Source organism: Cupriavidus pauculus (assembly GCF_002858765.1).
Taxonomy (GTDB): Bacteria; Pseudomonadota; Gammaproteobacteria; order Burkholderiales; family Burkholderiaceae; genus Cupriavidus; species Cupriavidus pauculus_B.
Map to the genome: position 1 here is coordinate 900360 of NZ_PJRP01000001.1, position 26750 is coordinate 927109.

General features: G+C 68.0%; 19 protein-coding genes. 9 read left to right on the forward strand and 10 right to left on the reverse strand.

Annotated features, from left to right (window positions below):
- Positions 1–506: 506 nt before the first annotated feature.
- From CYJ10_RS04100 to CYJ10_RS34020, 5 genes are all read right to left on the reverse strand, one after another.
- Positions 507–1883 (reverse strand): sigma-54-dependent transcriptional regulator, encoded by a 1377-nt coding sequence (locus CYJ10_RS04100; protein WP_101680249.1) that lies wholly within the window; start codon positions 1881–1883, stop codon positions 507–509.
- A complete protein-coding gene (locus CYJ10_RS04105) occupies positions 1873–3765 on the reverse strand; it encodes a sensor histidine kinase (protein WP_101680250.1) in 1893 nt (630 codons plus the stop codon). The genes CYJ10_RS04100 and CYJ10_RS04105 overlap by 11 nt, the downstream gene beginning before the upstream one ends.
- A gap of 275 nt (positions 3766–4040) precedes the next feature.
- Complete coding sequence (locus tag CYJ10_RS04110; protein ID WP_101680251.1) at positions 4041–5345, reverse strand: dicarboxylate/amino acid:cation symporter; 1305 nt, start codon at positions 5343–5345, stop codon at positions 4041–4043.
- Positions 5346–5648: 303 nt separating this feature from the next.
- Positions 5649–9020, reverse strand: a complete 3372-nt coding sequence (locus CYJ10_RS04115) for a diguanylate cyclase (protein ID WP_101680252.1) — start codon at positions 9018–9020, stop codon at positions 5649–5651.
- On the reverse strand, positions 9010–9327 hold the full coding sequence (locus CYJ10_RS34020; RefSeq protein ID WP_101680253.1) for a hypothetical protein: 318 nt from the start codon (positions 9325–9327) through the stop codon (positions 9010–9012). Before CYJ10_RS34020 ends, CYJ10_RS04115 begins: the two co-directional genes overlap by 11 nt.
- A gap of 12 nt (positions 9328–9339) precedes the next feature.
- Here CYJ10_RS34020 and CYJ10_RS04125 point away from each other — a divergent pair, with 12 nt between their 5' ends.
- The 4 genes from CYJ10_RS04125 (at position 9340) to CYJ10_RS04140 (ending at position 13659) form a co-directional block, all read left to right on the forward strand.
- Positions 9340–9750: a nuclear transport factor 2 family protein gene (locus tag CYJ10_RS04125; RefSeq protein WP_101680254.1), complete on the forward strand. Its 411-nt coding sequence runs from the start codon at positions 9340–9342 to the stop codon at positions 9748–9750.
- A 135-nt stretch (positions 9751–9885) separates the two neighbouring features.
- A complete protein-coding gene (locus CYJ10_RS04130) occupies positions 9886–10764 on the forward strand; it encodes a c-type cytochrome (protein ID WP_101680255.1) in 879 nt (292 codons plus the stop codon).
- A 165-nt stretch (positions 10765–10929) separates the two neighbouring features.
- Entirely contained in the window at positions 10930–11397 is a 468-nt protein-coding gene (locus CYJ10_RS04135) for a (2Fe-2S)-binding protein (RefSeq protein ID WP_066739323.1), read from the forward strand.
- A gap of 9 nt (positions 11398–11406) precedes the next feature.
- The gene (locus CYJ10_RS04140; protein ID WP_101680256.1) at positions 11407–13659 is read left to right on the forward strand and encodes a xanthine dehydrogenase family protein molybdopterin-binding subunit; all 2253 of its coding nucleotides are present in this window, start codon (positions 11407–11409) and stop codon (positions 13657–13659) included.
- An 86-nt stretch (positions 13660–13745) separates the two neighbouring features.
- Here CYJ10_RS04140 and CYJ10_RS04145 read toward each other — a convergent pair whose 3' ends face one another.
- Together CYJ10_RS04145 and CYJ10_RS04150 are read right to left on the reverse strand one after the other, a co-directional pair.
- Positions 13746–14543 (reverse strand): anti-sigma factor family protein, encoded by a 798-nt coding sequence (locus CYJ10_RS04145; protein WP_101680257.1) that lies wholly within the window; start codon positions 14541–14543, stop codon positions 13746–13748.
- On the reverse strand, positions 14530–15159 hold the full coding sequence (locus CYJ10_RS04150) for an RNA polymerase sigma factor (RefSeq protein ID WP_101680258.1): 630 nt from the start codon (positions 15157–15159) through the stop codon (positions 14530–14532). Before CYJ10_RS04150 ends, CYJ10_RS04145 begins: the two co-directional genes overlap by 14 nt.
- Before the next feature lie 177 nt (positions 15160–15336).
- On the opposite strand from CYJ10_RS04150, the gene CYJ10_RS04155 reads away from it, so the two are divergent.
- Together CYJ10_RS04155 and CYJ10_RS04160 are read left to right on the forward strand one after the other, a co-directional pair.
- Positions 15337–16230 (forward strand): metallophosphoesterase family protein, encoded by an 894-nt coding sequence (locus CYJ10_RS04155; protein ID WP_101680259.1) that lies wholly within the window; start codon positions 15337–15339, stop codon positions 16228–16230.
- The gene (locus CYJ10_RS04160) at positions 16230–16622 is read left to right on the forward strand and encodes a cupredoxin domain-containing protein (RefSeq protein WP_374703227.1); all 393 of its coding nucleotides are present in this window, start codon (positions 16230–16232) and stop codon (positions 16620–16622) included. Before CYJ10_RS04155 ends, CYJ10_RS04160 begins: the two co-directional genes overlap by 1 nt.
- A 47-nt stretch (positions 16623–16669) precedes the next feature.
- Here the strand turns inward: CYJ10_RS04160 and CYJ10_RS04165 are convergent, their stop codons facing one another.
- Both CYJ10_RS04165 and CYJ10_RS04170 read right to left on the reverse strand, forming a co-directional pair.
- Entirely contained in the window at positions 16670–19849 is a 3180-nt protein-coding gene (locus CYJ10_RS04165) for an efflux RND transporter permease subunit (protein WP_101680260.1), read from the reverse strand.
- Complete coding sequence (locus tag CYJ10_RS04170; protein WP_101680413.1) at positions 19846–21075, reverse strand: efflux RND transporter periplasmic adaptor subunit; 1230 nt, start codon at positions 21073–21075, stop codon at positions 19846–19848. The genes CYJ10_RS04165 and CYJ10_RS04170 overlap by 4 nt, the downstream gene beginning before the upstream one ends.
- Before the next feature lie 159 nt (positions 21076–21234).
- Between CYJ10_RS04170 and CYJ10_RS04175 the strand changes: the two genes are divergently transcribed.
- The 3 genes from CYJ10_RS04175 to CYJ10_RS04185 all read left to right on the forward strand — a co-directional run bounded on the left by CYJ10_RS04175 (position 21235) and on the right by CYJ10_RS04185 (position 24141).
- Positions 21235–21519 (forward strand): transcriptional regulator, encoded by a 285-nt coding sequence (locus tag CYJ10_RS04175; protein ID WP_101680261.1) that lies wholly within the window; start codon positions 21235–21237, stop codon positions 21517–21519.
- A gap of 112 nt (positions 21520–21631) precedes the next feature.
- The gene (locus CYJ10_RS04180; protein ID WP_101680262.1) at positions 21632–22921 is read left to right on the forward strand and encodes an MASE1 domain-containing protein; all 1290 of its coding nucleotides are present in this window, start codon (positions 21632–21634) and stop codon (positions 22919–22921) included.
- On the forward strand, positions 22918–24141 hold the full coding sequence (locus tag CYJ10_RS04185) for an alpha/beta fold hydrolase (protein ID WP_101680263.1): 1224 nt from the start codon (positions 22918–22920) through the stop codon (positions 24139–24141). The genes CYJ10_RS04180 and CYJ10_RS04185 overlap by 4 nt, the downstream gene beginning before the upstream one ends.
- 33 nt (positions 24142–24174) lie before the next feature.
- Here the strand turns inward: CYJ10_RS04185 and CYJ10_RS04190 are convergent, their stop codons facing one another.
- Positions 24175–26511: a patatin-like phospholipase family protein gene (locus CYJ10_RS04190; RefSeq protein ID WP_101680264.1), complete on the reverse strand. Its 2337-nt coding sequence runs from the start codon at positions 26509–26511 to the stop codon at positions 24175–24177.
- Positions 26512–26750: the final 239 nt, after the last annotated feature.

A 26750-nucleotide genomic window follows, 5' to 3' on the forward strand; every position in this document is an offset into this window, starting at 1 on the left:
AGCACAGCACGACAGGCGTGCTGCACGGGCGTCCTCGGACACGCCACGTCGGCCCTATGACCGGGCTGCTGTTTTTACTGACCCTGATGCGTTCGACCCGCTCCCCGGCCGGTCTTTGTTGCTTTGTTCGTGTTGACGTAGCAACGGCTTCAGGTAGCCGTGCCCGCCTGCTGCTATGGCAATCTTTCGTCGCCTGGTCGGCCATCGCGCGATGCTTGTGGCGTCGCCCGAATGCCGGATGCCAATAGTATGGCTTCAAGATGATTCGTTGCTACAGGGAAAGCAATGATTGGCGTCACACTTTTGTTGTTTAACGAACATCGTTGCAATTCGGTAGACAGCGATAGACAAACGGGATGACGCTCAACATTTATGCCGCAGACGTCGCGTACAGGATCACAGACTGCGCATGAGGCATGGGGGTTCCCAGGTTATATACATTTGACACATTTGCACCCCTGTCGTTTGCGCCCGGTAGGTGCCGAGTTTGCTGCCCGGTTCGGCACTCAGTTCGGCGCGCCGGCGGACAGGCCGTACTTGCGCACCTTGTCGAACAACGTGGTCTTGGCCACGCCCAGGGCCTCGCTGGCACGCGTCAGGTTGCCGGCATGACGCCGCAAGGCATCGGCGATCAGCGCGCGCTCGAACTGCTCCACGGCCTGTGGCAGCGGCAACGCCTCGGGCGCGGCGCCGCCCTGCGCGGGATCACAGCCCAGTCCAAGCGCATGGCGTTCGGCCAGGTTGCGCAATTCGCGTACGTTGCCGGGCCAAGGGTAGGCCACCAGTGCCGCCAGTTCCGCGGGCGTGGGGGGGATGGCCTCGCGCTCGAAGCGCAACGCCGCCTGCGCCAGAAAATGCTCGAACAGCAGCGGCACGTCCTCGCGGCGTTCGCGCAGCGGCGGCAGTTCGAGCGTGACCACGTTCAGGCGGTAGTAAAGATCGGCGCGGAATTGACTGGCCTCGGCCAGCGCGCGCAGGTCGGCCTTGGTGGCCGCCACCACGCGCGTGTTGACGGGCACCGGCTGGTTTGACCCCAGCCGCTCCACCACGCGCTCCTGCAGCACGCGCAGCAGCTTGATCTGCATCGGCATCGGCATGCTCTCGATCTCGTCGAGGAACAGCGTGCCACCTTCGGCGTGCTCGATCTTGCCGATGCGGCGCTTGGCCGCCCCGGTGAAGGCACCGGCCTCGTGGCCGAAGATTTCCGACTCGAACAGCTGTTCGGGCAGGCCGCCACAGTTGATCGGCACGAAATGCCTGGTGCGGCGGCCGCTGGCTTCGTGCAGGCAGCGCGCCACCAGTTCCTTGCCGGTGCCGGTTTCGCCGTGGATCAGCACGTTGGCTGCCGTGTCGCCAATGCCGGCGATCATCTGGCGCAACCGCTCGATGGCCGGCGAATGGCCAATCAGCCGCGCGGCCAGGCCCTCGCGGCCCGCCAGGCGTGCGCGCAGGTCGGCCACTTCCAGGGCCAGCCGGCGTTTGTCCAGCGCGCGGCGGCAAGTGGCCACGAGCCGTTCCGGCGAAAACGGCTTTTCAAGAAAATCGTAGGCGCCTTGTTTCATTGCCTGCACCGCCAGCGAGACGTCGCCATGGCCGGTAATCATGATCACGGGCAATGTCGCATCGCGCGCGCCGAGTTCGCGCAGCAGGGCCATGCCATCGGCGCCGGGCAGGTGGATGTCGCTGACGACGATGCCGGCAAAACCGGCCTCCACCTCGCGCAACGCGGCTTCGGCGCTGCCCACCGCGCGCGTGGCGATGCCTTCGAGCCTGAGCGCCTGCTCGCAGCCCAGCCGCACGTCGGCGTCGTCCTCGACGACCAGCACCGTCATCCCGGCGGGCGCGCCGGCCGCTTCGATGACTTCGATCGGTTCAGCCGACATGGCGCAGTTCCTCGATAGCTCGCGGCAGGGCCACCGTAAAGCAGGCGCCGCCGTCGGGATGATTGATCGCGGTCAGGTTGCCACCGTTCTCGCTCAGGATGCCGGCCGACAGCGTCAGGCCCAGCCCCAGGCCTTCGCCGGCGGGCTTGGTCGTGAAAAACGGCTCGAACAGCCGGGCAAACGCGGACTCGGAAAGGCCCGGGCCGTTGTCGCGCACGGTCAAATGGACCATGCCGCCCGACTCGTAGGCGTGCAGCGACAGGCGGGGGTCTCGCTGGTCCTTGAGCGCGTCGAGCGCGTTGCCGATCAGGTTCACCAGCACCTGCTCCAGCCGGTTCGGGTCGCAGCGCACGGCCAGGTGGGCATCGATGTCGAGTTCGATGCGCGGGCCGACGTCGGCGACCCGCGTTTCCAGCAGGAACATCGCGTTGTCCACGGCATCGGCCAGCCGGGCGCTGTGGCGCTCGCCGGCGGCAGGATTGCGCGCGAACGACTTCAGCGCGCCGGTGATTCGGCCCATGCGCTCCACCAGGCCAATGATCCGGTCGAGGTTGCCTTGCGCGGTGTCATAGTCGCCGTGCGCGATGAACTTGCCCGTATTGCCGGACAGCGTGCGCAGGGCCGCCAGCGGCTGATTCAGTTCATGGGCGATGCCGGCGGACATCTGCCCCACGGCAGCCAGCTTGCCGGCCTGCATCAGCCCGTCCTGCGCCTGGCGCAGGTAGGTTTCGGTCCGGATCCGCTCGCCGACCTCGGCCTGCAGTTGCTGGTTGGTGGCGGACAGGTCGGCGGTGCGCTCGGCCACCTTGCGTTCCAGTTCGCTGTTGGCCGCCTCCAGTGCGGCGCGTGCGGCCAGGCGCTCGCCCACGATGCGGCGCCGCACGTTCCACGCGGCGCCCAGCAGCAGCACGAAGGCGGCCAGCACGCCGGCCAGCGCGGCGCTGTTCAGCGCGGCCACGCGTGCCTGCGATGTATTGGTCAGCAGGGTCAGGTCCCAGTCGGTGCCCGGCAGGGCCAGGTGCTGGGCCAGCATGGGCGGCCCCTGGCGCAGCCGCACCAGCGCGTCGCCGTCCTGCGACGGGCCGTTGGCGAGTTGCCGCACCGTGCTCAGCGCCAGCTGCGGCAGCGGGGCGCGGTTGTATTGCAGGCTGCGGTCCAGCCGGGCGCGCTGGTCGTCCGACAGCTGACGCAGCGCCGCGAGCTTCCAGGAGGGGTCCGATGCCAGGATCACCACGCCGTTCTCGTCGGCCAGCAGCATCTGGCTGTCGTTGCCCTGCCAGCGGTTTTCCAGCGGCTCTAGGCCGATCTTGACCACGGCCACGCCCACAGGGTGGTCGCGGTCGCCCAGTGGGGCCGACAGGTAGTAACCCGATTCGCTACGCGTGGTGCCCACGCCGTAGAAGCGGCCCAGCTGGCCTTCGATGGCGGTGCGGAAATACGGGCGAAAGCTCAGGTCTTCGCCCAGATAGCTGTCCGGACGCTGGAAATTGCTGGTGGCCAGCACCTTGCCGTGGGCGTCGAGCAGGTAGATCACGCGCGTGCCGGCGCGGCCGTTCAGCGCCGCCAAGTAGGCGTTGGCTTGTGACACGCGGTCGGGCGAGCCGGGTTGGCGCAGCAGGGCGTCGATGCGCGCGTCCAGCGACAGCAGGCTCGGCACGTAGTCGTAGCGGGCCAGTTCGCTTTCCAGCGCCTGGGCGTACAGCCGCATCTGCACCTGGCCGCGTTCGGCCTGGCGGGTCAGGGCGGCATCGTAGGTGTAGCGATAGCCCAGCCAGCCGGCGCCGGTGACCAGCACGGCCAGCACGAGCAGGGCGACGAAGGGAGCCATGCGGCGCCAGGGCGAGAGGGACGCCTGGCCGCCGTCGAAGGGGGACACGATCATGCGGATTCGGGAATGCGGATGCTGCCGTGTGGCGTATCGGGCAATCGACGTAGGGTGAAAGGGCCACTTTCGGGTTGCGCGGCGCTTTTCGGCAAGGCGACGTTTTACCACAGCCGGGCCTGCGGCCGTCCGAAGTGCCGGCCCCGATCTCACCCGTTTGGGTCATCGCGCCGCTGTCCGCTCAGTGCCAGCCCAGCGCCTGCGTCGTGCCCGTAAACGCAAAAAGGCCCGGCAGCCTGATCGGCAGCCGGGCCCCTGGCACGCCTCCAGCCAGCTTACTTACTGGCCAGGGCCTGAACGGGTGTCAGGCCGGCGTCGTCAGCCGAGGTATCTGCCTCGTCAGACAGTTCCGGCGCGCCAATCGCGTTCTCGCTTTTGGCGACAACGGTTGTAGCAATGGCGTTGCCAAGCACATTGGTCACGGTGCGGCCCATGTCCAGGACATGGTCGATGCCCAGCACCAGCAGGATGCCGGCCTCGGGCAGGCCGAACATCGGCAGCACGGCGGCCACCACCACCAGCGATGCGCGCGGCACGCCGGCAATGCCCTTGCTGGTCACCAGCAGCACCAGCAGCATCGTGATCTGCTGCGACAGCGACAGCTGGATGCCGTACACCTGCGCCACGAACAGCGCGGCGAACGACGTGTACATGATCGAGCCGTCCAGGTTGAACGAATAGCCCAGCGGCAGCACGAAATTGGTGATGCGGCTCTTCACGCCAAAGCGGTTCAGCTGGTCGATGACCTTCGGGTAGGCCGATTCGCTGCTGGCCGTGGCAAAGCCGATCATCAGCGGCGCGCGCAGCTGGCGGATCAGCTTGAAGATGTCGCGGCCCAGGAAGTAGTAGCCCCCGGCGATCAGCGCGATCCACAGCAGCGCCAGTGACAGGTACACGCTGCCCAGCAGCTTGGCGTACACCACCAGCACGCCCAGGCCCTGCGCGGTGATCACGGCGGCCACGGCGCCGAACACGCCCAGCGGCGCAAACGCCATCACGTAGTTGGTGACCTTCAGCATGATGTGGCCCAGGCCGTCGATGCAGGCCAGCACGGGCTTGCCCACGCCGTCCTTGAGCGTGCCCAGCGCGAAGCCGAAGAACAGCGAGAACACCACGATCTGCAGCACCTCGTTGGTGGCCATGGCCTCGACAAAGCTCTTCGGGAACATGTGTGCGACGAAGTCGCGCAGGTTCAGCGCGCCGGTCTTCAGGTTCGACGCGGCGTCGGCGGCGGGCAGCGGCAGGTTCATGCCATGGCCCGGGGCCAGCAGGTTGGACATCAGCAGGCCCAGCAGCAGCGACGTGATCGAAGCGGCCATGAACCACGCCATGGCCTTCAGGCCGATGCGGCCGACGGTCTTGCCGTCGCCCATGCTGGCAATGCCCGACACCAGCGTGGCAAACACCAGCGGGCCGATGATCATCTTGATCATCCGCAGGAACACGTCGGTCAGGATCGACAGGTGATCGGCGATCGACTTGGCCGTGGCGGCGTCCGTCGCCATGTTGTGCGCGGCACTGCCGACGATCACGCCGAGCAGCATCGCAATGAAAATCAGGGTTGGCAGTCGTTTTGTCATCGTGGGTACATCCTCCTTTGTGCCGGACCGGGTACGCGAAGCTGCCCTCGGGAAGGGCTGCGTAGTCGGGGCCGGATGTCATACGGCGGCGGCTAGATCGCACGAGCCGTGCCAGCCCGGTTGCACCTGGATACAGATGTAAAACGATGAATACAAAGGGATTTTTGAAGCGGCGCCGGCGCCCCGTTCGGAAATCCGGACACGGGATGCCAAACGCCGTCCGGATTTCCGAACGGCGCGAGCGGAAGATGTGGAGCCCGGCGCATGTGGCGCGCCGGAAAGCCGGAGCCGGCCTGGTCGGGATCAGGCCGGCAGGCCCTCGCAGATATCGAGAAAGGCCTCCAGCGGCATGGGCTTGCCGATGGCGTAGCCCTGCGCGTAATCCACCCCGATCGCGCGCAGCGTATGGAGCGTGCCCTCGTCCTCGACCCATTCGGCCACGGTGCGCACGCCCAGGCGATGGCCGATGTCGTTGATCGAGCTGACGATCTCGCGGTCCACGGCGTTCTTGGCCAGGTTGCGGATAAAGCTGCCGTCGATCTTGAGGTAGTCCACCGGGAACTGCTTCAGGTAGGCAAACGACGACAAACCGGCGCCGAAATCGTCCAGCGCGACGGTGCAGCCCGCGCTGCGCATGTCGGCCACCACGCGGCTGGCGGCGGTCATGTTGTTGATCAGCGCGGTCTCGGTGATTTCCAGCCGGATGCGGTCGGCCGGCAGGGCCGAGTCTTCCAGCGCGGCGTGCAGGAACGGCAGCAGGAACGGCTCGCCCAGCGAGTTGGCCGACAGGTTGATCGACACCGACAGCCCCGGCACGCTGGCCAGTCGCTCGCCATACTGCTGCAGCACGTTGCGGATCACCCAGCGGTCGATATGGCCCATCAGGTCGTAGCGCTCGGCAGCCGGGATGAACGCGCCCGGCATGATCAGCGTGCCCTGTTCGTCCACCATCCGCACCAGAATTTCCACGTGGCGCGAATCGTCCTGACCCGGACGCAGCGAGCGGATCTCCTGCGCGTAGAGCCGGAAGCGGTTGGAATCCAGCGCCGAATGGATACCGGCGGCCACTTCCAGTTCGCGGTGATGGCGGCGTGCGTCGCTTTCGTCACGGCGATAGAGCGACACGCGGTTGCGGCCGGCGGCCTTGGCGGCGTAGCAGGCCACGTCGGCGCGGCTCATCAGTTCGCTGACGGGCGGCACGTCGTTGTCGATGGCCGCGATGCCGATGCTGGCGCCCACGTCGTAGACGCGGCCGTTCCACGGAAAGCGCCGCTCGCGCACGGCGTCGATGACCTTCAGGCAGACCTGCTCGGCGTGTTCGATGCTGCAATCCTTGAGCAGCAGCGCGAATTCGTCGCCGCCCAGGCGCGCCAGCAGGTCGTCGGGCCGAACCTGGTGGCGGATCACGTAGCCCAGTTCGCGCAGCAGCACGTCGCCGGCGCCATGGCCGGCCGTGTCGTTGACGATCTTGAAGCGGTCCAGGTCGATAAAGCAGAGCGCGGCGCGATGGCCGTGCAGCCGGGCGCTCTCGCAGGCTTCGCGCAGCCGCTTCTCGAACCAGGCGCGGTTGGGCAGGCCGGTCAGTGCGTCGTGCGTGGCCGAGTGGGCCAGTTCGCGCTGCAGCGCCCGCGACGTGGTGATGTCCTGGAACACCAGCACGGCGCCCAGCACGCTGCCATCGTTGGTCAGCACCGGCGCGGCCGAATCCTGCACGTCATGGCGCTCGCCGGTCAGGCTCTGCAGTACCGCGCCTTCCTGCAGGTAGGCTGGACGCAGCGTTTCCAGGCATTGCTCGACCGGGCTCGGGATGACCAGGTCAGTGTCTTCGTCGACGATGCGGAACACCTGTTCCAGCGGCTGGCCCATGGCGGCGTCCATGCTCCAGCCGGTTAGCTGCTCGGCAATCGGGTTCATGAACGTCACGCGCATGACACGGTCCGTGCAGATCACGGCGTCGCCAATTGAGCGCAGCGTGATGTGCAGGCGTTCCTTCTCCTCGAACAGTGCCCGGTTCAGGTTGCGCTGCTCGGTGATGTCCCAGTTGGTGCCCACCAGCGCGCGCGTGGTGTCGTCCTCGTGGCGCGAGATGGTGGCCATGGCGCGCACGTGACGGATCTCGCCGGTGGGCCGCACCACGCGGTATTCGGTGTCGAAGCGGCGCACGCCACGGATGGCCTGGCGCATTTCGGTGCTGACGCGGCTCACGTCCTCGGGGTGGACCATCGCGATCCACTGGGCCAGCGTGGGCGCCCCAAGCTCCGACGCCGTGCCGTGCAGCGCGTGCATTCGGGCGTCCCAGGTGATCGACGCCTGCGTGAAATCCCATTCCCAGATGCCCACGCCGCCCGCTTCCACGGCCAACTGGGTGCGGCGCGTGAGCTGTTCCAGCTGTTCCTGCGCCAGCTTGCGCGTGTGGATGTCTTCCACCTGCGCGATGAAATGGTCGGGCCGCCCGGTGTTGTCGTCGCACACCAGCGACACCGCCAGCAGCGTCCACAGATAGTGGCCGTCCTTGTGGCGGTAGCGCTTTTCCAGCCGATACGAGTCGATCTCGCCGGTCAATAGCCGTTCTACGAGCCGGAGGTCGGCCGCGAGGTCGTCGGGGTGGGTGATCAGCTGGAACGGCAGGTCGCGCAGTTCATCGGCGCTGTAGCCCAGCAGGTCGATCATGGCGCGGTTGACCATCTGCCAGCGCCCGTCCATGCCCACCAGCGCCATGCCGATGGCCGAATGCTCCAGCGCCTGGCGAAAGCGCCGCTCGCTGCTGCGCAGTTCCAGCCGGCCCTTGCGGTTCTGCTCGGTCATGAACGCGATGCAGACCGGAAACACCATCACCAGCGCCCCCGACAGCGGCACCGAGCGCGAGGCCAGGAATTCCGTGCCCGAGACCAGCCCGATGCATTCGGCGGCCACGCCCGACAGCAGTGTCAGCAGCGCCGTGGCAAACGGGTTGCTGGCCAGCGCGACGATGACCAGCGGCAGCGACATCACCACGAACGGGTCATGCCCTGCGCGGATGGCACCGGCGCCGATGGCCACGCACAGCGTGAACAGCCCGGCCAGCCGCAGCAGCATCGGGCGCTGGCAGGTCGCGCGCATGCGTTCGCGCGACAGCGACACCATCAGCGGCAGCAGCATCGCCATGCCGACGGCGCCGGCGTTCCACCAGTTCCACCAGACCTTGGGGAACGGCGTGCCATAGCGCGCCGAGATGACCCAGGCGCCCAGCAGGCCGCTGAGGGCCGGCCCGACGGTCGAGGCGATGCCGAGCGTCAGCGCAAAGGTGGCCAGTTGTCCGGTGCGGGCCAGTGCCTGGCGGCCCACCATGACCTGCAGCAGCACGGCCGATCCGGCCAGTTCGGCCAGGTTGGCCACCGACAGCAGCAGTGCGGCACCGGCGGGATGGTTGCCGCCGAGCATATCGGCGGCAATATTGGAGACCAGCATGGTCGCCAGCAGGGCCGGCGCCTCGCGGGTGGGGCGGTGCAGCAGCATGCCCAGGCCAAAGGCGTTGGCCAGCCACACGGCGGCCGCGTGGCCGGGAATGCGCGCCAGCCACAGGCCGGCGAGCGCCAGCACGAAGTAGCCCGCGGCCGCCAGCAGTAGCGGGCGCCAGTTGCCGAGGCGTGCCATGGGCGAAAGATTCGAGGGGGGCGCGGCCCTGTCAGGCATCATCAGTTTCGGGTTTCCCTGGGCGCGCCTGGCGCGCCAAAAGCCATGCCGGCAGGAATGCGATGGCCGCACCCTGCCCAGCGTAGGTGGCACTGTAGTCGCGCCAGGTGGAATCCGACAGCCGGGATAGGGGCATCTGCATGGCTTTGTTGGGGCTGGCGCGGTGGGCCGAAAGCTGGTATGGCGGGCGCGCCCGGCGGCGTTGGCGGCGGGGAATCGTGGCGATTACCTGATGCGTAATCGTGTCGCGGCCGGTGGGCATCCATGATGAGGCCATGACGAAATCAACCCCCCGCAGATCCGCAACCATAAGGAGCAAGCCATGACCGCAACCATCGCCCCGAGCGCCAGCACCGCCACGACCGACCTGGCAGAGCTGGCTGACCGCTACCTGGCCGCCTGGAACGAAACCGACGCCGCCCGCCGCCGCGCCCTGATCGGCCGGACCTGGACCGAGTCGGCGGTGTACGTGGACCCACTGATGCGCGGCGACGGCCATGCCGGCATCGACGCGATGATGGCCGGGGTGCAGGCCCGCTTCCCCGGCTTCGTGTTCCGCCGGGTATCCCCGGTGGACGCCCACGGTGCCAACCTGCGCTTTACCTGGGAACTGGGCCCCGCCGGCGAGGCTGCGCTGGTGGTGGGCACTGACTTCGCCACGGTTTCGGACGATGGCCGCCTGGCCGGCATGACCGGCTTCATAGACCGCGCCCCGGCCGGGCTGGCAGGCTGAACGCGGTTCGTATGCCCCGGGCTGGCGGCGTCAGCGCAGCTTCTGTACGATCGCGCACGGAACACACGGCGCGCGCCCGTTTCAATCGGGTGGCGCAACCTGCGCTTTCTCGATGGCCGCTCACGGGGGACACCCATGGACGTCAAGCGATTCTTCCGCATTGCCAGCTCCGCGCTGGTCGCTTTCGTGGTGTTCGTGGTGCTGGCCGTGGGCAGCACCTGGTGGTGGGGCGGCCGCAAGCTCCAGCGCAAGATCGACGTGGCGGTGCAGCCGGTGGCGATTCCGACCGACACCACGGCCATCGCCCATGGCAAATATCTTTACGATTCGCGCGGCTGCGCGGACTGCCACGGCGGCAACGGCAACGGCCGCCAGGTGTTCGATGAATCCAACGGCTTCCGCGTGTTCGCGCCCGACCTGACCCGCGCCAACCCCGATATCGCCAAATACCAGCCCCAGGACTGGGACCGCGCCATCCGGCACGGCGTGGCGCCATCGGGCCGGCCGCTGCTGGTGATGCCCAGCGAGGACTACAACCGGCTGTCCAACGAAGACTTTGGCGCGCTGGTGGCTTATGTCCAGAGCCTGCCGCCCGGACCCGGCCGGCCCGGCGAGGTGCAGTTGCCGTGGTTCATCCGGGGCATGTACGGCGCCGGCGTGATCAAGGACGCCGCCGAGAAGATCGACCACAGCCTGCCGCCGGCGGCGCCCGTGGCCGCGGCCGTGAACGCGCAGTACGGTGGCTACGTGGCCAATTCGTGCAAGGGCTGCCACGGGGCCGAACTGCGCGGCGGCCATATCCCCGGGGCGCCGCCCGACTGGCCGCCTGCCGCCAACCTTCAGCCGGGCGGGGCGATGAAGCACTATCCGCAGGCCGACCAGTTCGTGGCCATGATGCGCACCGGCAAACGGCCCGACGGCACCGACGTCAGTCGCGTGATGCCGTTCACCGCCTTCGCGAAAATGAACGACACCGATCTGCAGGCGCTATATCTGTTCCTCAGCCAGAAATAATCCCAGTTATGGTGCGCGCAGCATGAAGTGAGCGAGGCTGCGCAAGCTTTTCATATTTCTACTATGCTCCACGGGTTCGCCGGGTGGCCAGGGATCGTTTTTGCCATTGGCCCGGTGTGACGCGCGAATAACCGACTGGGCCAAGCACCCAAGGAGCACCCCCAAATGACGACCCTCACCCTCAACGGCAAGACCGTGGAGGTGGACGCCGATCCGTCCACGCCACTGTTGTGGGCCCTGCGCGACAACCTCGGCATGACCGGCACCAAGTTCGGTTGTGGCATGGCCGCGTGCGGCGCCTGCACCGTCCATATCAATGGTCAGGCCACGCGCAGCTGCGTGATGCCGATCTCGGCCACTGCCGGAAGCAAGATCAACACGATTGAAAGCATGGGCGACGACCCGGTCGGCAAGGCCGTGCTGGCGGCATGGCTCAAGCACGACGTGGCCCAGTGCGGCTATTGCCAGAACGGCCAGGTGATGAGTGCCGTGGGCCTGCTGCGCAGCAAGCCACGGCCCACCGATGCCGATATCGACCAGGCCATGGCCGGCAACGTCTGCCGCTGCGGCACCTATCAACGGATTCGCGCGGCGATCAAGGACGCCTCGCGCGCCATCGCTGTCAAGGCATAAGGGGCCGCCATGCGTATTCGAGGTATTGAAGCCCTGGCGGGCGGCAGCGGCGCGCCCGCTGCGCAACCGGAAGCGGCGGCCACGCTGTCGCGGCGCAGCTTCCTGAAGATTTCGGGCCTGGCGGGCAGCGGGTTTGCACTGGGCATCGTCGGCGTGGACGCCGCGCTGGCCCAGCAGGCACCGGCCAAGCCGGCCTCGCCGCCGCAGGCGTTCCTGACCATCGCGCCGGACAACACGGTGACCATCGCCGTGAACCGGCTCGAGTTCGGCCAGGGCGTGCATACGGCGCTGCCGATGGCGCTGGCCGAGGAACTGGACGTCGACTGGAAGAACGTGCGCGCCATCCTGGCCCCGGCCGGCGATGCGTACAAGGACCCGATGTTCGGTATCCAGATGACGGGCGGTTCGACGGCGCTGAACCACTCGTTCGAGCAGTACCGCGAACTGGGTGCGCGGGCGCGGGCCATGCTGATTGGCGCCGCCGCGCAGAAGTGGGAAGTGGACCCGGCCAGTTGCACCGCGACGATGGGCGTGGTCACGTCGGGCAACAACCGCGCCACCTATGGCGAATTGGCGCAGGCGGCCATGGGCCTGCCGGTGCCGGCACAGGTCAAGCTCAAGGATCCGGCCCAGTTCCGTATCGTCGGCAAGCCCACGCCGCGCCTGGACGCCGCGTCGAAGCTGCACGGCGACGCCGTGTTCGGCATGGACGTCCGGCTCAAGGACATGATGGTGGCCGTGGTGGCCCACCCGCCGCGCTTCGGCGGCAAGGTCAAGTCGTTCAACGCAGACAAGGCGCGCAAGATCAAGGGCGTGGCCGATGTGATGCTGGTGAACACCGATCGCGGCGGTTCGGGCGTGGCCGTGGTGGCCGACGGCTACTGGCCGGCCAAGACCGCGCGCGACGCGCTGGAGATTATCTGGGAAGACACGGGCTCCACGGTCAGCACGGCCGCGCTGTTCGACCAGTACAGCAAGCTGGCCGCGCAGCCGGGCATCGTGGCCAGGCCGCTCGAAGGCGGCAGCATCGACACCGCGCTGTCGGGCGCGGCCAAGGTCATCGACGCCGAATATCGCGTGCCGTACCTGGCCCACGCGCCGATGGAACCACTGAACTGCACGATGCAACCCGAGGTGGCCGGTAACAAGGTCACCGCGGTGAAGGTGTGGGTGGGCTCGCAGTTCCAGACAATCGACCAGGGCGCCATCGCCCGCACGCTGCAGCTGACGCCCGACAAGGTCACGCTGAACACGATGATGGCCGGCGGTGGCTTCGGCCGCCGCGCCGTGCCCACGTCGGACTACCTCGTGGAATCGGCCAACGTGCTGCGCGCCTGGGTGGCCAACGGCCACACCGAGCCCGTCAAGGTGATGTGGAGCCGCGAGGACGACATCAAGGGCGGCTACTACCGTCCGCTGCACGTGCATCGCGCCCGTATCGGCGTGGACGCCCAGGGCAAGGTCGTGGGCTGGCAGCACACGATCGTCGGCCAGTCGATCATCACCGGCACGCCGTTCGAGCCGATGATGGTCAAGAACGGCGTCGACGCCACGATGACCGAAGGCATCGTCGAGAACGACTACGACCTGCCGCTGCAGGTGCACGTGCATCACCCGAAGGTGGACGTGCCGGTGCTGTGGTGGCGCTCGGTGGGCAACACGCACACGGCATTCGTCAAGGAAACGCTGGCCGACGAAATGGCCACGGCCGCCAGGCAGGACCCGGTAGCCTGGCGCCTGGCGCGCCTGGACGAAAAGAAGCACGCGCGCCATCGCGCCGCGCTGCAGCTGGCCGTGGACAAGTCGGGCTACGGCAAGAAGAAGCTGCCCAAGGGCCATGCCTGGGGCGTGGCCGTGCACGAGTCGTTCGGTTCGGTGGTGGCCTATATCGTCGACGTGTCGGTGGTGAAGGGCGAGCCACGCGTGCATCGCGTGACGGCTGGCGTGCATGCGAACCGCGTGGTCAATCCGCTGACCGCCGAGGCGCAGATCCAGGGTGGCTGCGTGTTCGGGCTGTCGATGATCAAGCCGGGCTTTGCCATCGAGATCGAAAACGGCACGGTCAAGAACAGCAACTTCCCGGACTATCCGCCGCCACGCATGCCTGACGCCCCGGTCGTGGACGTGTTCTTCGTGCCGTCGAACGACAACCCCACCGGCCTTGGCGAACCGGGCACACCCGGCATTGCCCCGGCCGTGGCCAATGCGCTGTTCCGCCTCACGGGCAAGCGCCAGCGCCAGTTGCCGTTCGTGACGGCCTGAGTCGTCTCTGGCTGCTGAGGACTGGCTCCCCTCTCCCGCAGGCGGGAGAGGGGAGTTTCCCCCCCAAAAAGCAGGATTTCATTCCCTCACCGCCGCTCCCCATCCTCCGCGTTCCGCCACGCCTGCACGAACTTGCGCAGGTCGCCGGCCGACGCATCGGTAATGGCCACGTAGCGCATGCCGCCGGCCGTCCAGCTTTCTAGCTGGTATCCCTGCCGGACCCGTTCCCCCACCCCCGCGCCTGTGCCCGGTATCACGAACACGTCCACCGGATGCTGGCGACGCTGATAGACCAGCACGGCCACGCGCTGACCATCGACAAAGTCCACCCGACCGCCGACCAGCGGAAAACCGGCCGAGGCCAGATCGCGCACGTCGGGTGCGTAGTCAATGCGGCCGTTGAACCACGGCTTGACTGTGTGCTGGTCGGTCGAGACCACATCGCTGGCCCGGTTCGAGATCAGCCCGCGCACATGGCTGGCGACGATGCTGCTGGCCAGCAGGTCGTCCGGCGTCGGCTGGGTGTTGTACTGGAACAGGCTCAACCCGACGGCCGCTGCCGTCACGGCGGCCAGTGCGGCGTTGACCGGCGGCGACCACGTGAACCAGCGGCGCCAGCCGGCCGGTGCATCGGATGATGGGTCGGCTAAAGCGTCATCGGCAGGGGCGGGCAGAGCGTCGAGAATGCGGGCGCGCAGTTCGGCCGGGGCGCGGTGGTACGTGGCGCCACGCCGCGTGGCACGACGCAGCGCCTGCAGGTGACTTAGCGCATCCACGCAGCCGTCGCAGTCTTCGAGATGCCGTTCCAGCCGCACGCTGTCGGCCGCGCCCACCTCGCCGTCGGCGGTGGCCTGCAGCAGGTGGCGGGCTTCATTGCAGTCCATGGCGCTGGTCTCCTGCGGGGGGGATGGATTCGTCGGGGGTGCGGTCGGCAGCGGCGGGCATGTCCGTGGCCGCCTGCTGCGGTGCGCCATCGCGCAGCGCCATCACGGCAGCGGCCAGCATGCGACGGCCGCGCGCCAGCCGCGACATCACGGTGCCCACCGGAATGTCGGCAATGCGCGCGATATCGCGATAGTGCAGTTCCTCCAGTTCGCGTAACACCAGCACCTCCCGAAACGCCACCGGCAGCCGGTCCAGTGCCGCGTGGACCAGTCGCACGTCCTCCTCGCGCAGCAGCCATTGCTCCGGATCGCCGGGCGCGCCATGCCAGTCGGGCAGGTCGGCATCGATCAGCGATTCGTCGTAGCCCGTTTCCGCGGCGGCGCGACGCTTCTGCCAGGTGGTGAACCATGTGTTGCGCACGATGGCCAGCAGCCATGGCCGGGCCTGGTCGCCCCGGAAGCCGCCGAACAGCCGGAACGCGCGCAGGAAGGCCTCCTGCACCACGTCGTCGGCATCGCCCGCGTTGCCACACAGCCAGCGGGCGAGGTTGTACGCGGCATCCAGGTGCGGCAGCACCAGGGTGTCGAATCGGCGGCGCGTGTTGGCGGCGTCCAAATCAGTCCTTCAGGGGCGGATCGGCAGGGCACTGCGTCATGGGGCGTCTCCCGTGTATTACCGGCGCTGGGCCGATTCTATTCCCGCCGGCCACGCGCGCCAACGGGGAAGACCCGCAGGGAATAAACACCGTGCCGCCCCGGTATGACAGTCACCATCCACCCAACGGAGACGGTCATGAATGGAAACTGGAGCCGGCGCGACATCCTGCGCCTGGCGGGTGCCGCCGGGGGCGCCGTGTTCGCATCGGCCCTGCCGGGCTGGGCGGCCGGGCGCGACGACGATTTTGTGTTCGTCCAGCTGTCCGATGCGCACTGGGGGTTCGAGGGGCCACCCAACCCCGACGCGCGCGGCACGCTGCCCAAGGCCGTGGCGGCGGTCAACGCACTGCCGAAACCGCCCGATTTTGTGATGTTCACGGGCGATCTGACCCACACGACCGACGATCCGGCCGAGCGCCGCCGCCGCATGCGCGAATTCCGCGACATCATCGCCCCGCTGCGCGCCGGCACCGTCCACCTGATGCCGGGCGAGCACGATGCCAGCCTGGACAACGGCGCGGCTTACCAGGAGCTGTTCGGGCCCACGCACTACACGTTCGATCACAAGGGCCTGCACGCGATCGTGCTGGACAATGTGTCGGACCCGGCGGGTCAGGTGGGCGAAGCCCAGCTCGCCTGGCTGGCCAGCGACCTGGCGAAGCAGCCGCGCGACGCACGCATCGTGGTCTTCACGCACCGGCCGCTGTTCGATCTCTATCCGCAATGGGACTGGGCCACGCGCGACGGTGCCAAGGTGATCGACCAGCTGATGCCGTACCAGAACGTGACAGTGTTCTACGGGCATATCCATCAGGAACACCACCGCATGACCGGGCATATCGCGCACCACGCCGCGCGCTCGCTGATGTTTCCGCTACCCGTGGCCGGGTCGCAGCCGCGCCGCCTGCCAATACCGTGGGACGCCGCGCATCCGTACCAGGGCCTTGGCTGGCGCGAGGTGAACGCCACCGGATCGCCGGGCAAGGAAGCGTTCCAGCTGGCCGAGCAGCCAGTGGTGGGGAGGGCATGATGACGAACGACCCGACCGATCGCCCTGCCGCTGCGGGCCGGCGCCGAATGCTGGCACAGATGACGGGCCTGATGCTGGCCGCCGCCGTCGTGCCCGTGATGGGCGGGGCCGCCGCGCCGCGCGTGATTCCGATGCGCGCCCGGCGCTTCGTGTTCATCCCCGACAAGCTGACACTCAAGCCCGGCGAGACCGTGGTGCTGGCGATCACCGCCGAGGACGTCATCATGGGCTTCTCGGCGCCGGACTTCGCTGTCCGTGCCGACCTGCCGCCAGGCAAGGCGGTGGAGGTGAGGCTGACCGCGCCGAAGAAGCGCGGCACCTACACTTTCCTGTGCGACATTTTCTGCGGCTCGGGCCACGAGAGCATGAGCGGCACGATCGGCGTGGCGTAGTGGCGTAGTGGTGTCGTGACGGGGAGGACGGGTCGGGGAGGCGGCGCTCAGGCGTCATCGTACTCGGTGGTGCGCGTGTCGGCATGTGCGGGCGGCTGGCCCGTGCGTGCTGCGCGGCGCCGCACGTACCAGTGATGCGCGCGATCCAGATACAGGTAGACCACGGGCGTGCTGAACAGCGTCAGCATCTGCGACACCACGAGCCCGCCCACCATCGCCCAGCCCAGCGGACGGCGCAGCTCGGAGCCCGCGCCGTGGCCCAGCATCAGCGGCAGGCCCGCCAGCAGCGCGCACATCGTGGTCATCATGATCGGCCGGAAGCGCAGCAGGCAGGCTTCGTAGATGGCGTCCCGCGGTGCCATGCCGCGTTCGCGCTCGGCCACCAACGCGAAATCGACCATCATGATGCCGTTCTTCTTGACGATGCCGATCAGCAGGATGATGCCGATCAGCGCGATCACGGTAAAGTCGTAGCCGCCCAGCATCAGCACGGCCAGCGCCCCCACGCCAGCCGACGGCAGCGTGGACAGGATCGTCAGCGGGTGGATGTAGCTTTCGTAGAGCAGGCCCAGCACGATATAGACCGCGATCAGCGCCGCCGCGATCAGGTACGGCTGCGACGCCAGTGACGCGCCGAAGGCCTGCGCCGTGCCCTGGAACGCGCCGGTCAGCGTGCGCGGGCGGCCCATCCCGTTTAGCGCCTTGTTGATGGCCTCCACCGCCTCGCCCAGCGACGCCCCCTGCGCCAGGTTGAACGAGATCGTCACGGCCGGAAACTGCCCCTGGTGGCCGATCGACAGGTAGGCCGTGCGGTTGGTGTCGATCTTCACGAACGACGACAGCGGCACCTGCTGGCCCGTGATGGGCGAGGTCAGGTAGAGCTTGTCGAACAGCAGCGGGTCCTGCTGCATCGCGGGCGTGACTTCCAGGATCACGTGGTAGCTGTTGATCTGCGTGAAGTACTGGGCCACCTGGCGCTGGCCGATGGCATCGTAGAGCGTGGCGTCGATCAGCGCGGGCGTGATGCCGAAGCTCGACGCGCGGGCGCGGTCGATGGTCAGCACCGCGGCCGCGGCGGCGTTCTGCTGGTCGGACGCCACGTCGCTCAGCTGCGGCAGCTGGCGAAACCGCTCCACGATGCGCGGCGCCCAGCTGTTCAGTTCGTCCAGGTTGGCGTCGGTCAGCGTGAACTGGTACTGCGTGCGCGACAGCCGGCCGCCCACGTTGATGTCCTGCCCGGCCTGCAGGAACAGGTTGGCGCCCCGCACCTGCTGCAGCTTCGGGCGCAGGCGCGCGATGACCTGGTCGGCCGACGCGGTGCGGCCGTCTTCCTTGGGGCGCAGGCTGATGAAGAAGTTGCCGGTGTTGACCGTGTTCTGGCCGCCGGTCATGCCTACGGCGGCCACGTCGGGGTCGCTGCGCACGATGTCGGCCAGCGCCACCATGCGGGCGTTCATCGACTTGAACGATGCGTCCTGCGCGGATTCGGCGGTGCCGAACAGGAAGCCGGTGTCCTGCTGCGGAAAGAAGCCCTTGGGGATGATGACGAACAGCACCACGGTGGTGGCCACGGTCAGCAGGAATACGCAGAGCGTCAGGAACTGGTGGTCGAGTACGTGGTCGAGCCCGCGCCGGTAGGCACCCAGCATCGCGTCGAAGCCGCGCTCGAACAGCTGGTAGAGCCGGCCGTGCTGCTCGCCGTGTGCCGGATCGTGCGGCTTGAGAAAGCGCGAGCACAGCATCGGCGTCAGCGTCAGCGACACCATCACCGACACGGCAATGGTCAGCGTGACCGTCACCGCGAACTCGCGGAACAGCCGGCCCACGATGCCGCCCATCAGCAGCAGCGGGATAAAGACTGCCACCAGCGACACCGAGATCGACACGATGGTGAACGCGATCTCGCCGGCACCCTGCAGCGCGGCGTCCATCGGCGACATGCCCGCTTCCACGTGCCGGTAGATGTTCTCCAGCATCACGATGGCGTCGTCGACCACAAAGCCCACGGCGATAGTCAGCGCCATCAGCGACAGGTTGTCGCGGCTGTAGCCCAGCAGGTACATGCCGCCGGCCGTGCCCAGCAGCGCCAGCGGCACCGTCACGCTGGGAATCAGCGTGGCCGGCACGTTGCGCAGGAACACGAAGATGATGCCCACCACCAACACGATGGTCAGCACCAGCGTGAATTCGACATCGGCCTCTGACGCGCGGATGTTCTGCGTGCGGTCGGCCAGCACGTTGACGCTGACCGAGGCCGGGATCGACAGCTGCAGGCGGGGCAGGGCGGCCTTGATGCGGTCCACCGTGGCGATCACATTGGCGCCGGGCTGCTTGGTCACGGCCAGGATGATGCCGCGCCCGTTGTGGAAGGTGTTGTCGGCGGGTGCGGCGGCACCCGCAAAGGCCCAGCCGGCCAGCTTCGCGTTCTCGGGGCCGTCCACGGCCTGGCCGATGTCGCGCACCCGTACCGGCGCACCGTTGCGGTAGGCCAGCACGATGTCGTTCCAGGCGCTGGCCTTCGTGATCTGGTCGTTGGTGTAGACGTTGAAGGCCTTGGTGGTGCCGTCGGTGGCGCCCGTGGGCTGGTTGACCGTGCTGGTGGCCACCACGCCGCGGATGTCCTCCAGGCTCATGCCCATCGCGGCCAGCCTGCCCGGGTCTACCTGGATCCGCACGGCGGGCTTCTGCTGGCCGCCGATATTGACCAGCCCCACGCCCTCGATCTGCGAGATCTGCTGGGCCAGGATGTTGTCGGCGAAGTCGTTCACGGTGGTGAGCGGCAGCGCGTCGGACTGCACCGCCAGCACCAGGATGGGCGAATCGGCCGGATTGATCTTGCGGAACGATGGCGGGCTGGGCAGGTTGGTCGGCAGCTGGCCGCCGGCGGCGTTGATGGCGGCCTGCACGTCCACTGCGGCGGCGTCGATGCTGCGGTTCAGGTCGAACTGCAGCGTGATCTGCGTGGTGCCCTGGGCGCTGGTGGACGTCATCTGCGACAGCCCGGCGATCAGCGAAAACTGCCGCTCCAGCGGCTGCGCCACGTTCGAGGCCATCGTCTCTGGGTTGGCGCCGGGCAGGTTGACGGTGACCTGGATGGTCGGGAAATCCACCTGCGGCAACGGCGCGATCGGCAGCAGCGGCCACGCGGCCAGGCCGACCATGAACAGCGCGAGTGCCAGCAGCGAAGTGCCGATCGGCCGCTTGATGAAGTTTGCCGATACGCTCATGGGCGCGCGCTGGGCGGGGCGTTGGTCGGCATATTGGCGGCCACGGCCGGCGCGCTGGCGGGGGTGCCCGGGGGGGCACGCTGCCCGGCTGGCGACGGCGCCTCGGCAATCCGCGCGCCGGGCTTGAGCTTGTACTGGCCGTCGGCCACCACGCGGTCGCCGGCGTTGACGCCGCTGGCGATCACGGCACGGGGGCCCTGCAGTTCGGCCACCTGCACCGGCTGCAGCTTCACGGACTGGTCGGCCTGCACCGCATAGACATAGGTGCCGGCCTCGTTGCGCTGGATCGCCGAGGCGGGGATGACCACAGCGTTGTCGTGCTGGCCCAGCACCAGGCGGGCGTTGACGTACTGCCCGGGCCACAGCGCCTGGCGCGGGTTCGGAAAGCGGGCCTTGAGCTGGATGGTGCCGCTGGTGGTGTCGATGGTGTTGTTCAGCAGGATCAGCTTGCCCTGGCCCAGCGCGATGTCGGTGCCGCGCTCGTTGGCAAATACGGCCAGCGGCGCGGCGTTGGCGGCCATGGCGCGCTGGATGGGGCCGAAGGCATCGTCGGGCAGCGTGAAGACCACGTCGATGGGGTCGATCTGGCGGATCACCACCAGACCCGTGGTGTCGGTGGCGTGGATGATGTTGCCGGGGTCCACCAGCCGTGCCCCCACACGGCCGGACAGCGGCGCGGTGATCGTGGTGAAGTCGAGCTGCACGCGGGCCAGCGCGATCTGCGCCTCGTCGGTCCTGACCGTGGCCGCCAGCTGGTTGACCAGCGCGCGCTGGGTGTCCAGGGTCTGCCGGGTGGTGGAGTCGGTGCGGATCAGGTCCTCGAAGCGCTGCAGGTCCAGCCGGGCGTTGGCCAGCAGGGCCTCGTCACGGGTCTTGGTGGCCTGGGCCTGCTGCAGCGTGGCCTGGAACGTGCGCGGGTCGATGCGCGCCAGCACCTGCCCGGCCTTCACATCCTGGCCCTCCGCGAAGCCGACGCTGTCGAGCTGTCCGTCCACACGTGCCTTGACCGTCACTGTGGCCATGGCCTGCACGGTGCCCACGCCGGTCAGCCCGATGTCGACCTCCTGGGTACGCGCCGTGGCCGTGCTGACCACTACCGGCGGCACGGGCGGCGTGACGGGGCGTGGCCGCAGGAGCCGGTACAGGCCCCAGCCGGCCAGCAGCACGATGACGATGGCCAGCGCCACGACCAGCGGCCGGCGGCGGGGCGGGACAATTGCGGACATGGGTTCGACATCCATCGCTTGACTCGACAAGGATAGGACGCCCACCTTACCGGCGACATGCGGGGATACGACGGGCGTATTACTGTTTATTTCAGCGTACGATGCCAGCGCAGTCGTGCATCATCGGGCTTGCGGCCAACTTCTCTCAGGCAGACCACCATGGAAACCCAGGAAAGCACCCTGACCCTCGCATTGCTGACGGTGCCGGCCCGCGCGGCCATCTGCCGTGCATTGCTGGAGGCCGGCGAAAATTGCCTGCCTGCCATTGCGCTGGCCGAGGTGTCCGGCGTGACGCTGCGCCGCGCCGCCTACCATTTCCAGGAGATGGTCCAAGCCGAGGTACTGGCGCTGGTCATCCGCGACCACCAGGTCTGCTACACGCTCAAGGCCCGCCGCGCGGTGCGCGAGGCGCTGGAATTCGTCGATCGCAGCGGTATGAACTGACAGTGCTGTTTCAGGCGCTTTTTTGAGGGCGCCGGTCAACTGGCCGGCGTGGTTCTCCGTTCATTCAGGGCGACCGCCTTTGCCGGGTTGCGCCTTGCATCAGGAATCCACTGTGAAATTCTCGAACCGGATCGTTACGCTACCGCTGTGGGCGATCCTGTATTTCGTCTTCGGCTACGCGTCCCACAAGATCAACGGGCCGTTTTCGGCCACAGGCTATATCTGGCTGCCGGCCGGCGTGACCGTGGCCGCCTTCATGCTGGCGCCGGCCCGCCGCTGGGTGGCGCTGGGGCTGGCATTCCTGGCCGCGCAGATGCTGCTGGGCGTGGTGGAAGGGCGCGACGCCTTCCGCATGCTGCTGTTCTCGCTGGACGAAATCGGCTTCGCGGCGCTTGCCGTGGCGCTGGTCCACATGATGCGGTTCTCGCTGGAAGGGCTGGCCTTCCTGCGCGGCCTGCTGGTGGCCGCCCTGGTCAGCAGCGTGGGCGGCGCGGTGTTCGGGGCGGGCTGGTTCTGGCTGTTCCTGGACGTGCCGTTCTGGGCTACCGCCAAGGTCTGGGCCGCCGCCGATTTTGTGGGTGTGCTGATCGTCACGCCAGTGTTTGCGGGCTGGGCTAGGTTCAGCGCGGCCCGTTCCGGCGGCCGGCGCCGGGGCGAATTCCTGGCCGGCATCGCCGCACTGCTGGCCGTGCTGGTCACCACTGCGGCTGTGTTCGACGGTAGACGCATCGTGCAGCTGTCGCTGGACGTGGCCTACGCGCTGACCTATATCCCGCTGTTCTTCGTGGCGATCGGTGCCTTGCTGCTGGGCGGCCGGGGCGGGTCGGTGGCCGTGGCGCTGCTGTCGGCGCTGGTGCTGCTCAACACCGCCCAGGGCGACGGCCCGTTCGCCGACACTGCGGTCTACCACGGCAATTCGCTGCTGGTGGCCCAGCTCTACCTGGCCGTGGCCGCCGTGCTCACGCTGCTGATCAGCACGCTGCGGACGTCCCGGGAGCAGTTGCACGAGGCGGCGGCGAGCCGGCAGAACGACGTGGAGCTGGCGCTGGCCGCCAGCGGGCAACTGGTGTACAACCTCGACCCGCATAGCGGCCGGTTGCGCTGGAGCGGTAGTGTCGAACAGGCGTTTGGCGTGGTCGAGTCGGCTTTCGCCACGCTGGACGACGTGCTGGCCTGCGTGCATCCCGACGACCGCGCCGAAGTGCGCCGGCGCTGGCTGCGCGAAAGCGATGGCGAGGCGCGTGGCGATCTGACCTTCCGGCTGTTGCTGCCGCTGGGCGCCACCACCACGGTGGTCGACATGAGCGGCCCGCTTCTGGACGGTGACGACTCCGTGGCGCTGATCGCCGGGGCCTGGCGCATCGTGGCCAGCCACGACACCGAGGGGCGGCGCGCGGCATGACGACCGAACAGGCGCCGCGCGTCGGGGCCTTGCTGATCCACGGCCTGGGTGGCACCCAGTACGACCTCGGGCCGATGCACAAGGTGCTGCGGCGCGGCGGTGTGGAAACCCACGCCGTGACGCTGCCGGGCCACGGCGGTACGCCCGAAGACCTGCTGCACGTGCGGGCCGAACAGTGGGTCGAGACGGTCACGCAGGCCTACGACACGCTGGTGGACCAATACGACACCTTCCACGTGATCGGCATGTGCATGGGCGCGCTGCTGGCGGTGGCGCTGGCCGAGCGGCGCCAGCACGGCAAGGGCAAGCTCGTGGCGCTATCCGCGCCGGTCTACATCGACGGCTGGTCGACCCCGCCGTACCGCTGGCTGCGGCACGTGGTCTACCACCTGCCGGTGCTGCCGGGCCGCATCAAGGTGGAGGAAAACGAGCCGTTCGGCATTAAGAACGATCTGGTGCGCGCCATCGTCAAGGCCAAGTTCGAGCGCGGCGACAACTTTCACTATCGCTGGGTGCCGCTGAGCTGCATCCGCCAGGTGGACCGCCTGCGGCGCTGGGTGCTCGATGGCGCGCGGCGCGTGGTCTGCCCGACGCTGGTGGTGCATGCGCGCGAGGACGAGCTGACATCGGTGCGGTCGGCCGACTTCCTGCTGGCGAACGTGCCGCAGGCGCGGGGCGTGGTGGTCGAGAACAGCTACCACATGATCTGCGTGGACAACGACCGCGAGCAGGTGATGGCCAGTGTGGCCGAATTCCTGGGGCTCGATGCCGCTGCCGGGCGCGTGCGGACACGCCGCGCCGTGGAGGCGCCGATGGCCGTCGAGGCCGTGCAGGCGCTGGTGCAGGATTACCTGGCCGCGCTAACCACGCGCCATTTCGAGGCGATCTATCCGCAGCTCGATCCGGCCATCGTCTGGCGGCATGTGGGCGACCACCCGCTGGCGGGCGAGTATGGCGACCGCGATGCCGTCATCGGCCTGTTCCAGCGCCTAGCGCAACTGGCCGGCGACACGATCCGCATCGACGTGGCAGGCCCGCCCCGCATCGACGGGCAGACCGTGGAGGTGGATATCGCCGTGTCCTATCAGTTCGACGGTACGCCGATGCAAGGCCATGGCACCCAGATGCTGCAACTGCGCAATGGGCGCATCGCCGCCGTGGAATACCGCTCGGCGATGGCCGTGGCCAGCCCCTCGGTACTGGCCGGTCAGGCGGTCTGAGCCCGCCGGCCGGCGCTCGTCGGAACGGGCCGGTCAGAACACGCGGCCCAGCTGCAGGTAGATATTCCAGACGCCCGCCGGGGCCGCCGCGAAGCCGAAGTAGAGCGGCCCGATCACGCTGTTTCCCCCGATGAACGCACTCGCGCTGGACTTGTACGGGCCGCTGCCGAAGTTGCGCCGTCTGAGCCAGACATCGCCCATTTCGAGGCTGGTGCCGAAGACCGTGGTCCGCAGCCCCGGCAGCGTGAATTCGCGCAGTTCGTTCAGGTAGGTCAGGCGGCCATACAGCAGGTAGTTGCCCGAGAACTGGTCGGGAGCATAGGCGGACAGCCGCTGGAATCCGCCCAGTGTGAAGCCCAGGCCGCCGCTGACACTGTTGCTCGACCGGTGGTCGTTGTAGGTCATGGCGCCTTCGGCGGCCAGGTTCAGCGTGTGACGCCCGTAGCTGCCGGCCCACAGCGCCTTGGCGTGTACGTCGTCGAAGGTGTTGTCGGCGCCGCCGAACGACAGCTGGTTCACCGCGTACAGGTAATAGCCCTTGCGCGGGAAGAGCGGATCGTCGAGCTGGTCGATGGTCAGCTGGGCGCGCACCACCGGCTGGCGCACCCGGGCGCTGAACCGGCCGTTGGGCGCGCCGGCCAGCAGGTAGTCGGAGTCGTAGCGCACCTGCTGGTAGTTAGCGCCAACGCGGAACTCGCCCAGGCGGCCGATGGGCAGGCCGAAGTCGATACCTGCCTGGGCGGTGTCCACGCGCACGGCCGTCAGCGGGGTGGCATTGCGCTTGTCGCCGTTGTCCGGATAGATGTCCACGTGCTTGCGCGCGTATTCCAGGTAGGGCGCGATATAGAAGCCCAGGCGGTCGAACACCGGCTGGCGCAGTTCGGTGTGCCATTTCGCCTGGTTGCTGCCCAGCACGATGTCATTGCGCCATTCGAGCCCGCCTTGCGTCAGCCACGGGTAGCGGTGGCCCAGCTGCAGGTTGAACGCGCCCTTGCCGTCGAACGTGGTGGACAGGCCGAAGCCGAAAAGCAGGAACTGCGGACCCCACGACTTTTCCTGCGCGTCGACCTTGAGCACCGAGCGGCCGTTTTCGGTCACCAGTTCCTGCGTCACGCTCTCGAAATCGCCGCTGGTCGACAACTGCGTGAGGTCGTGGTTGACGGCGGCCGTGTCATAGCGGTCGCCCTCGCGCACGCGCAGGTACCTTCGCACGTACGCCGCCGGGATGCGGCCCGAGGTGTGCACTTCGATCGCGTCGACGCGGCGCGGTTCCACGGTGGCCACATGGGTGGCACGCGACGCCACGTACTGGTCCCACGCCTCTCGCGGCAGGGCCAACCCGGCCAGCCGAGGCGCAATGGCGCTGGTGGCCGCGTAGCCGCGCCCGATACCATCGCCGGCGTGCGAGAAATCGGTGAAGGACAGCGTGCCCAGATCGGGCTCCAGCAGCACGTCGCGCGGGCCCAGCAGCGCTTTTTGCGTCGCCACGTTCTGGTTGGTCAGGATCGTCACCATCTGTTGCGTGACGGCGGCGGGGGAGTCGAGCGTGGCCGGATCGTCGAGCGGGGTCGCCACATTGACGGCAATCACGATGTCGGCGCCCATGTCGCGCGCCATCTGCACCGGCAGGTTGCTGACCAGCCCGCCATCGACCAGCGTGCGGCCGTTCACCGCGAACGGCGCGAACAGGCCCGGCACGGCCGCGCTGGCGCGGATGGCGCGTGGCAGCGAGCCGTGGTCCAGCACCACGGGCGCGCCCGTGCCCAGGTCGGTGGCAATCGTGCGGAAGGGCACCGGCAGGGTGTTGAAGTCGATGTCGCCGGGCCATGCCGACGTCCAGTCCTGCAGCAGCGTCAGCAGCTTGTTGCCCTGCACCAGGCCGATCGGCAGCTTTACACCGTCCTTGCCCACCCCCGCCGAGATGCCGATCGGGTACTGGAAGCTGTCTTCCCGGAGCGTCTGCGGCAGCTGCGCGCGCTCGTTGCGGTCGAACACGATGTCGCTGAGGTTGACCCTGGACAGCCGGGCTTCAAGCTCGTCGGCCCCGATGCCGCTCGCATACAGCCCGCCGACCACGGCCCCCATGCTGGTCGCGGCGATGCAATCCACGGGAACATGCATTTGCTCCAGCGCCTTGAGCACGCCGATATGGGCGTAGCCCCGCGCCCCGCCGCCGGACAGCACCAGCCCGATGCGCGGTCGGGCGGCCTGGGCGCCGTTGGCTCCATTGGCACCCGTCACACCATTGGCCGGCTCGGCGCCGCATGCCCCATGGGCGTGCTGCCAGGACAACAATCCGACCAGGAACAGACCGAACAGGACAGCCCACCCCGGCGGGGCGCGGTGCGGCGCATTGGGTTGGCGAAACATGACGGTGACTTCGGAAAGGGCGGAGCGCGATGGGGAACCCGTCTGCCAACGTCGCAGCGGGACTTTTCGTGGACATTGTCAGGGCGCACGCCCGGAAAGTGGCGATCTGGCCGGCCCCGAAGAGAAAAATCCTCGGTGTACGGGAAAACCCCCATTCAGGTCGCGTCTTGAAAACGAAATACCCCGTCCCTATAATTAGCACTCGCTGGGGGAGAGTGCTAACAGCCAGTTGGCGCCCA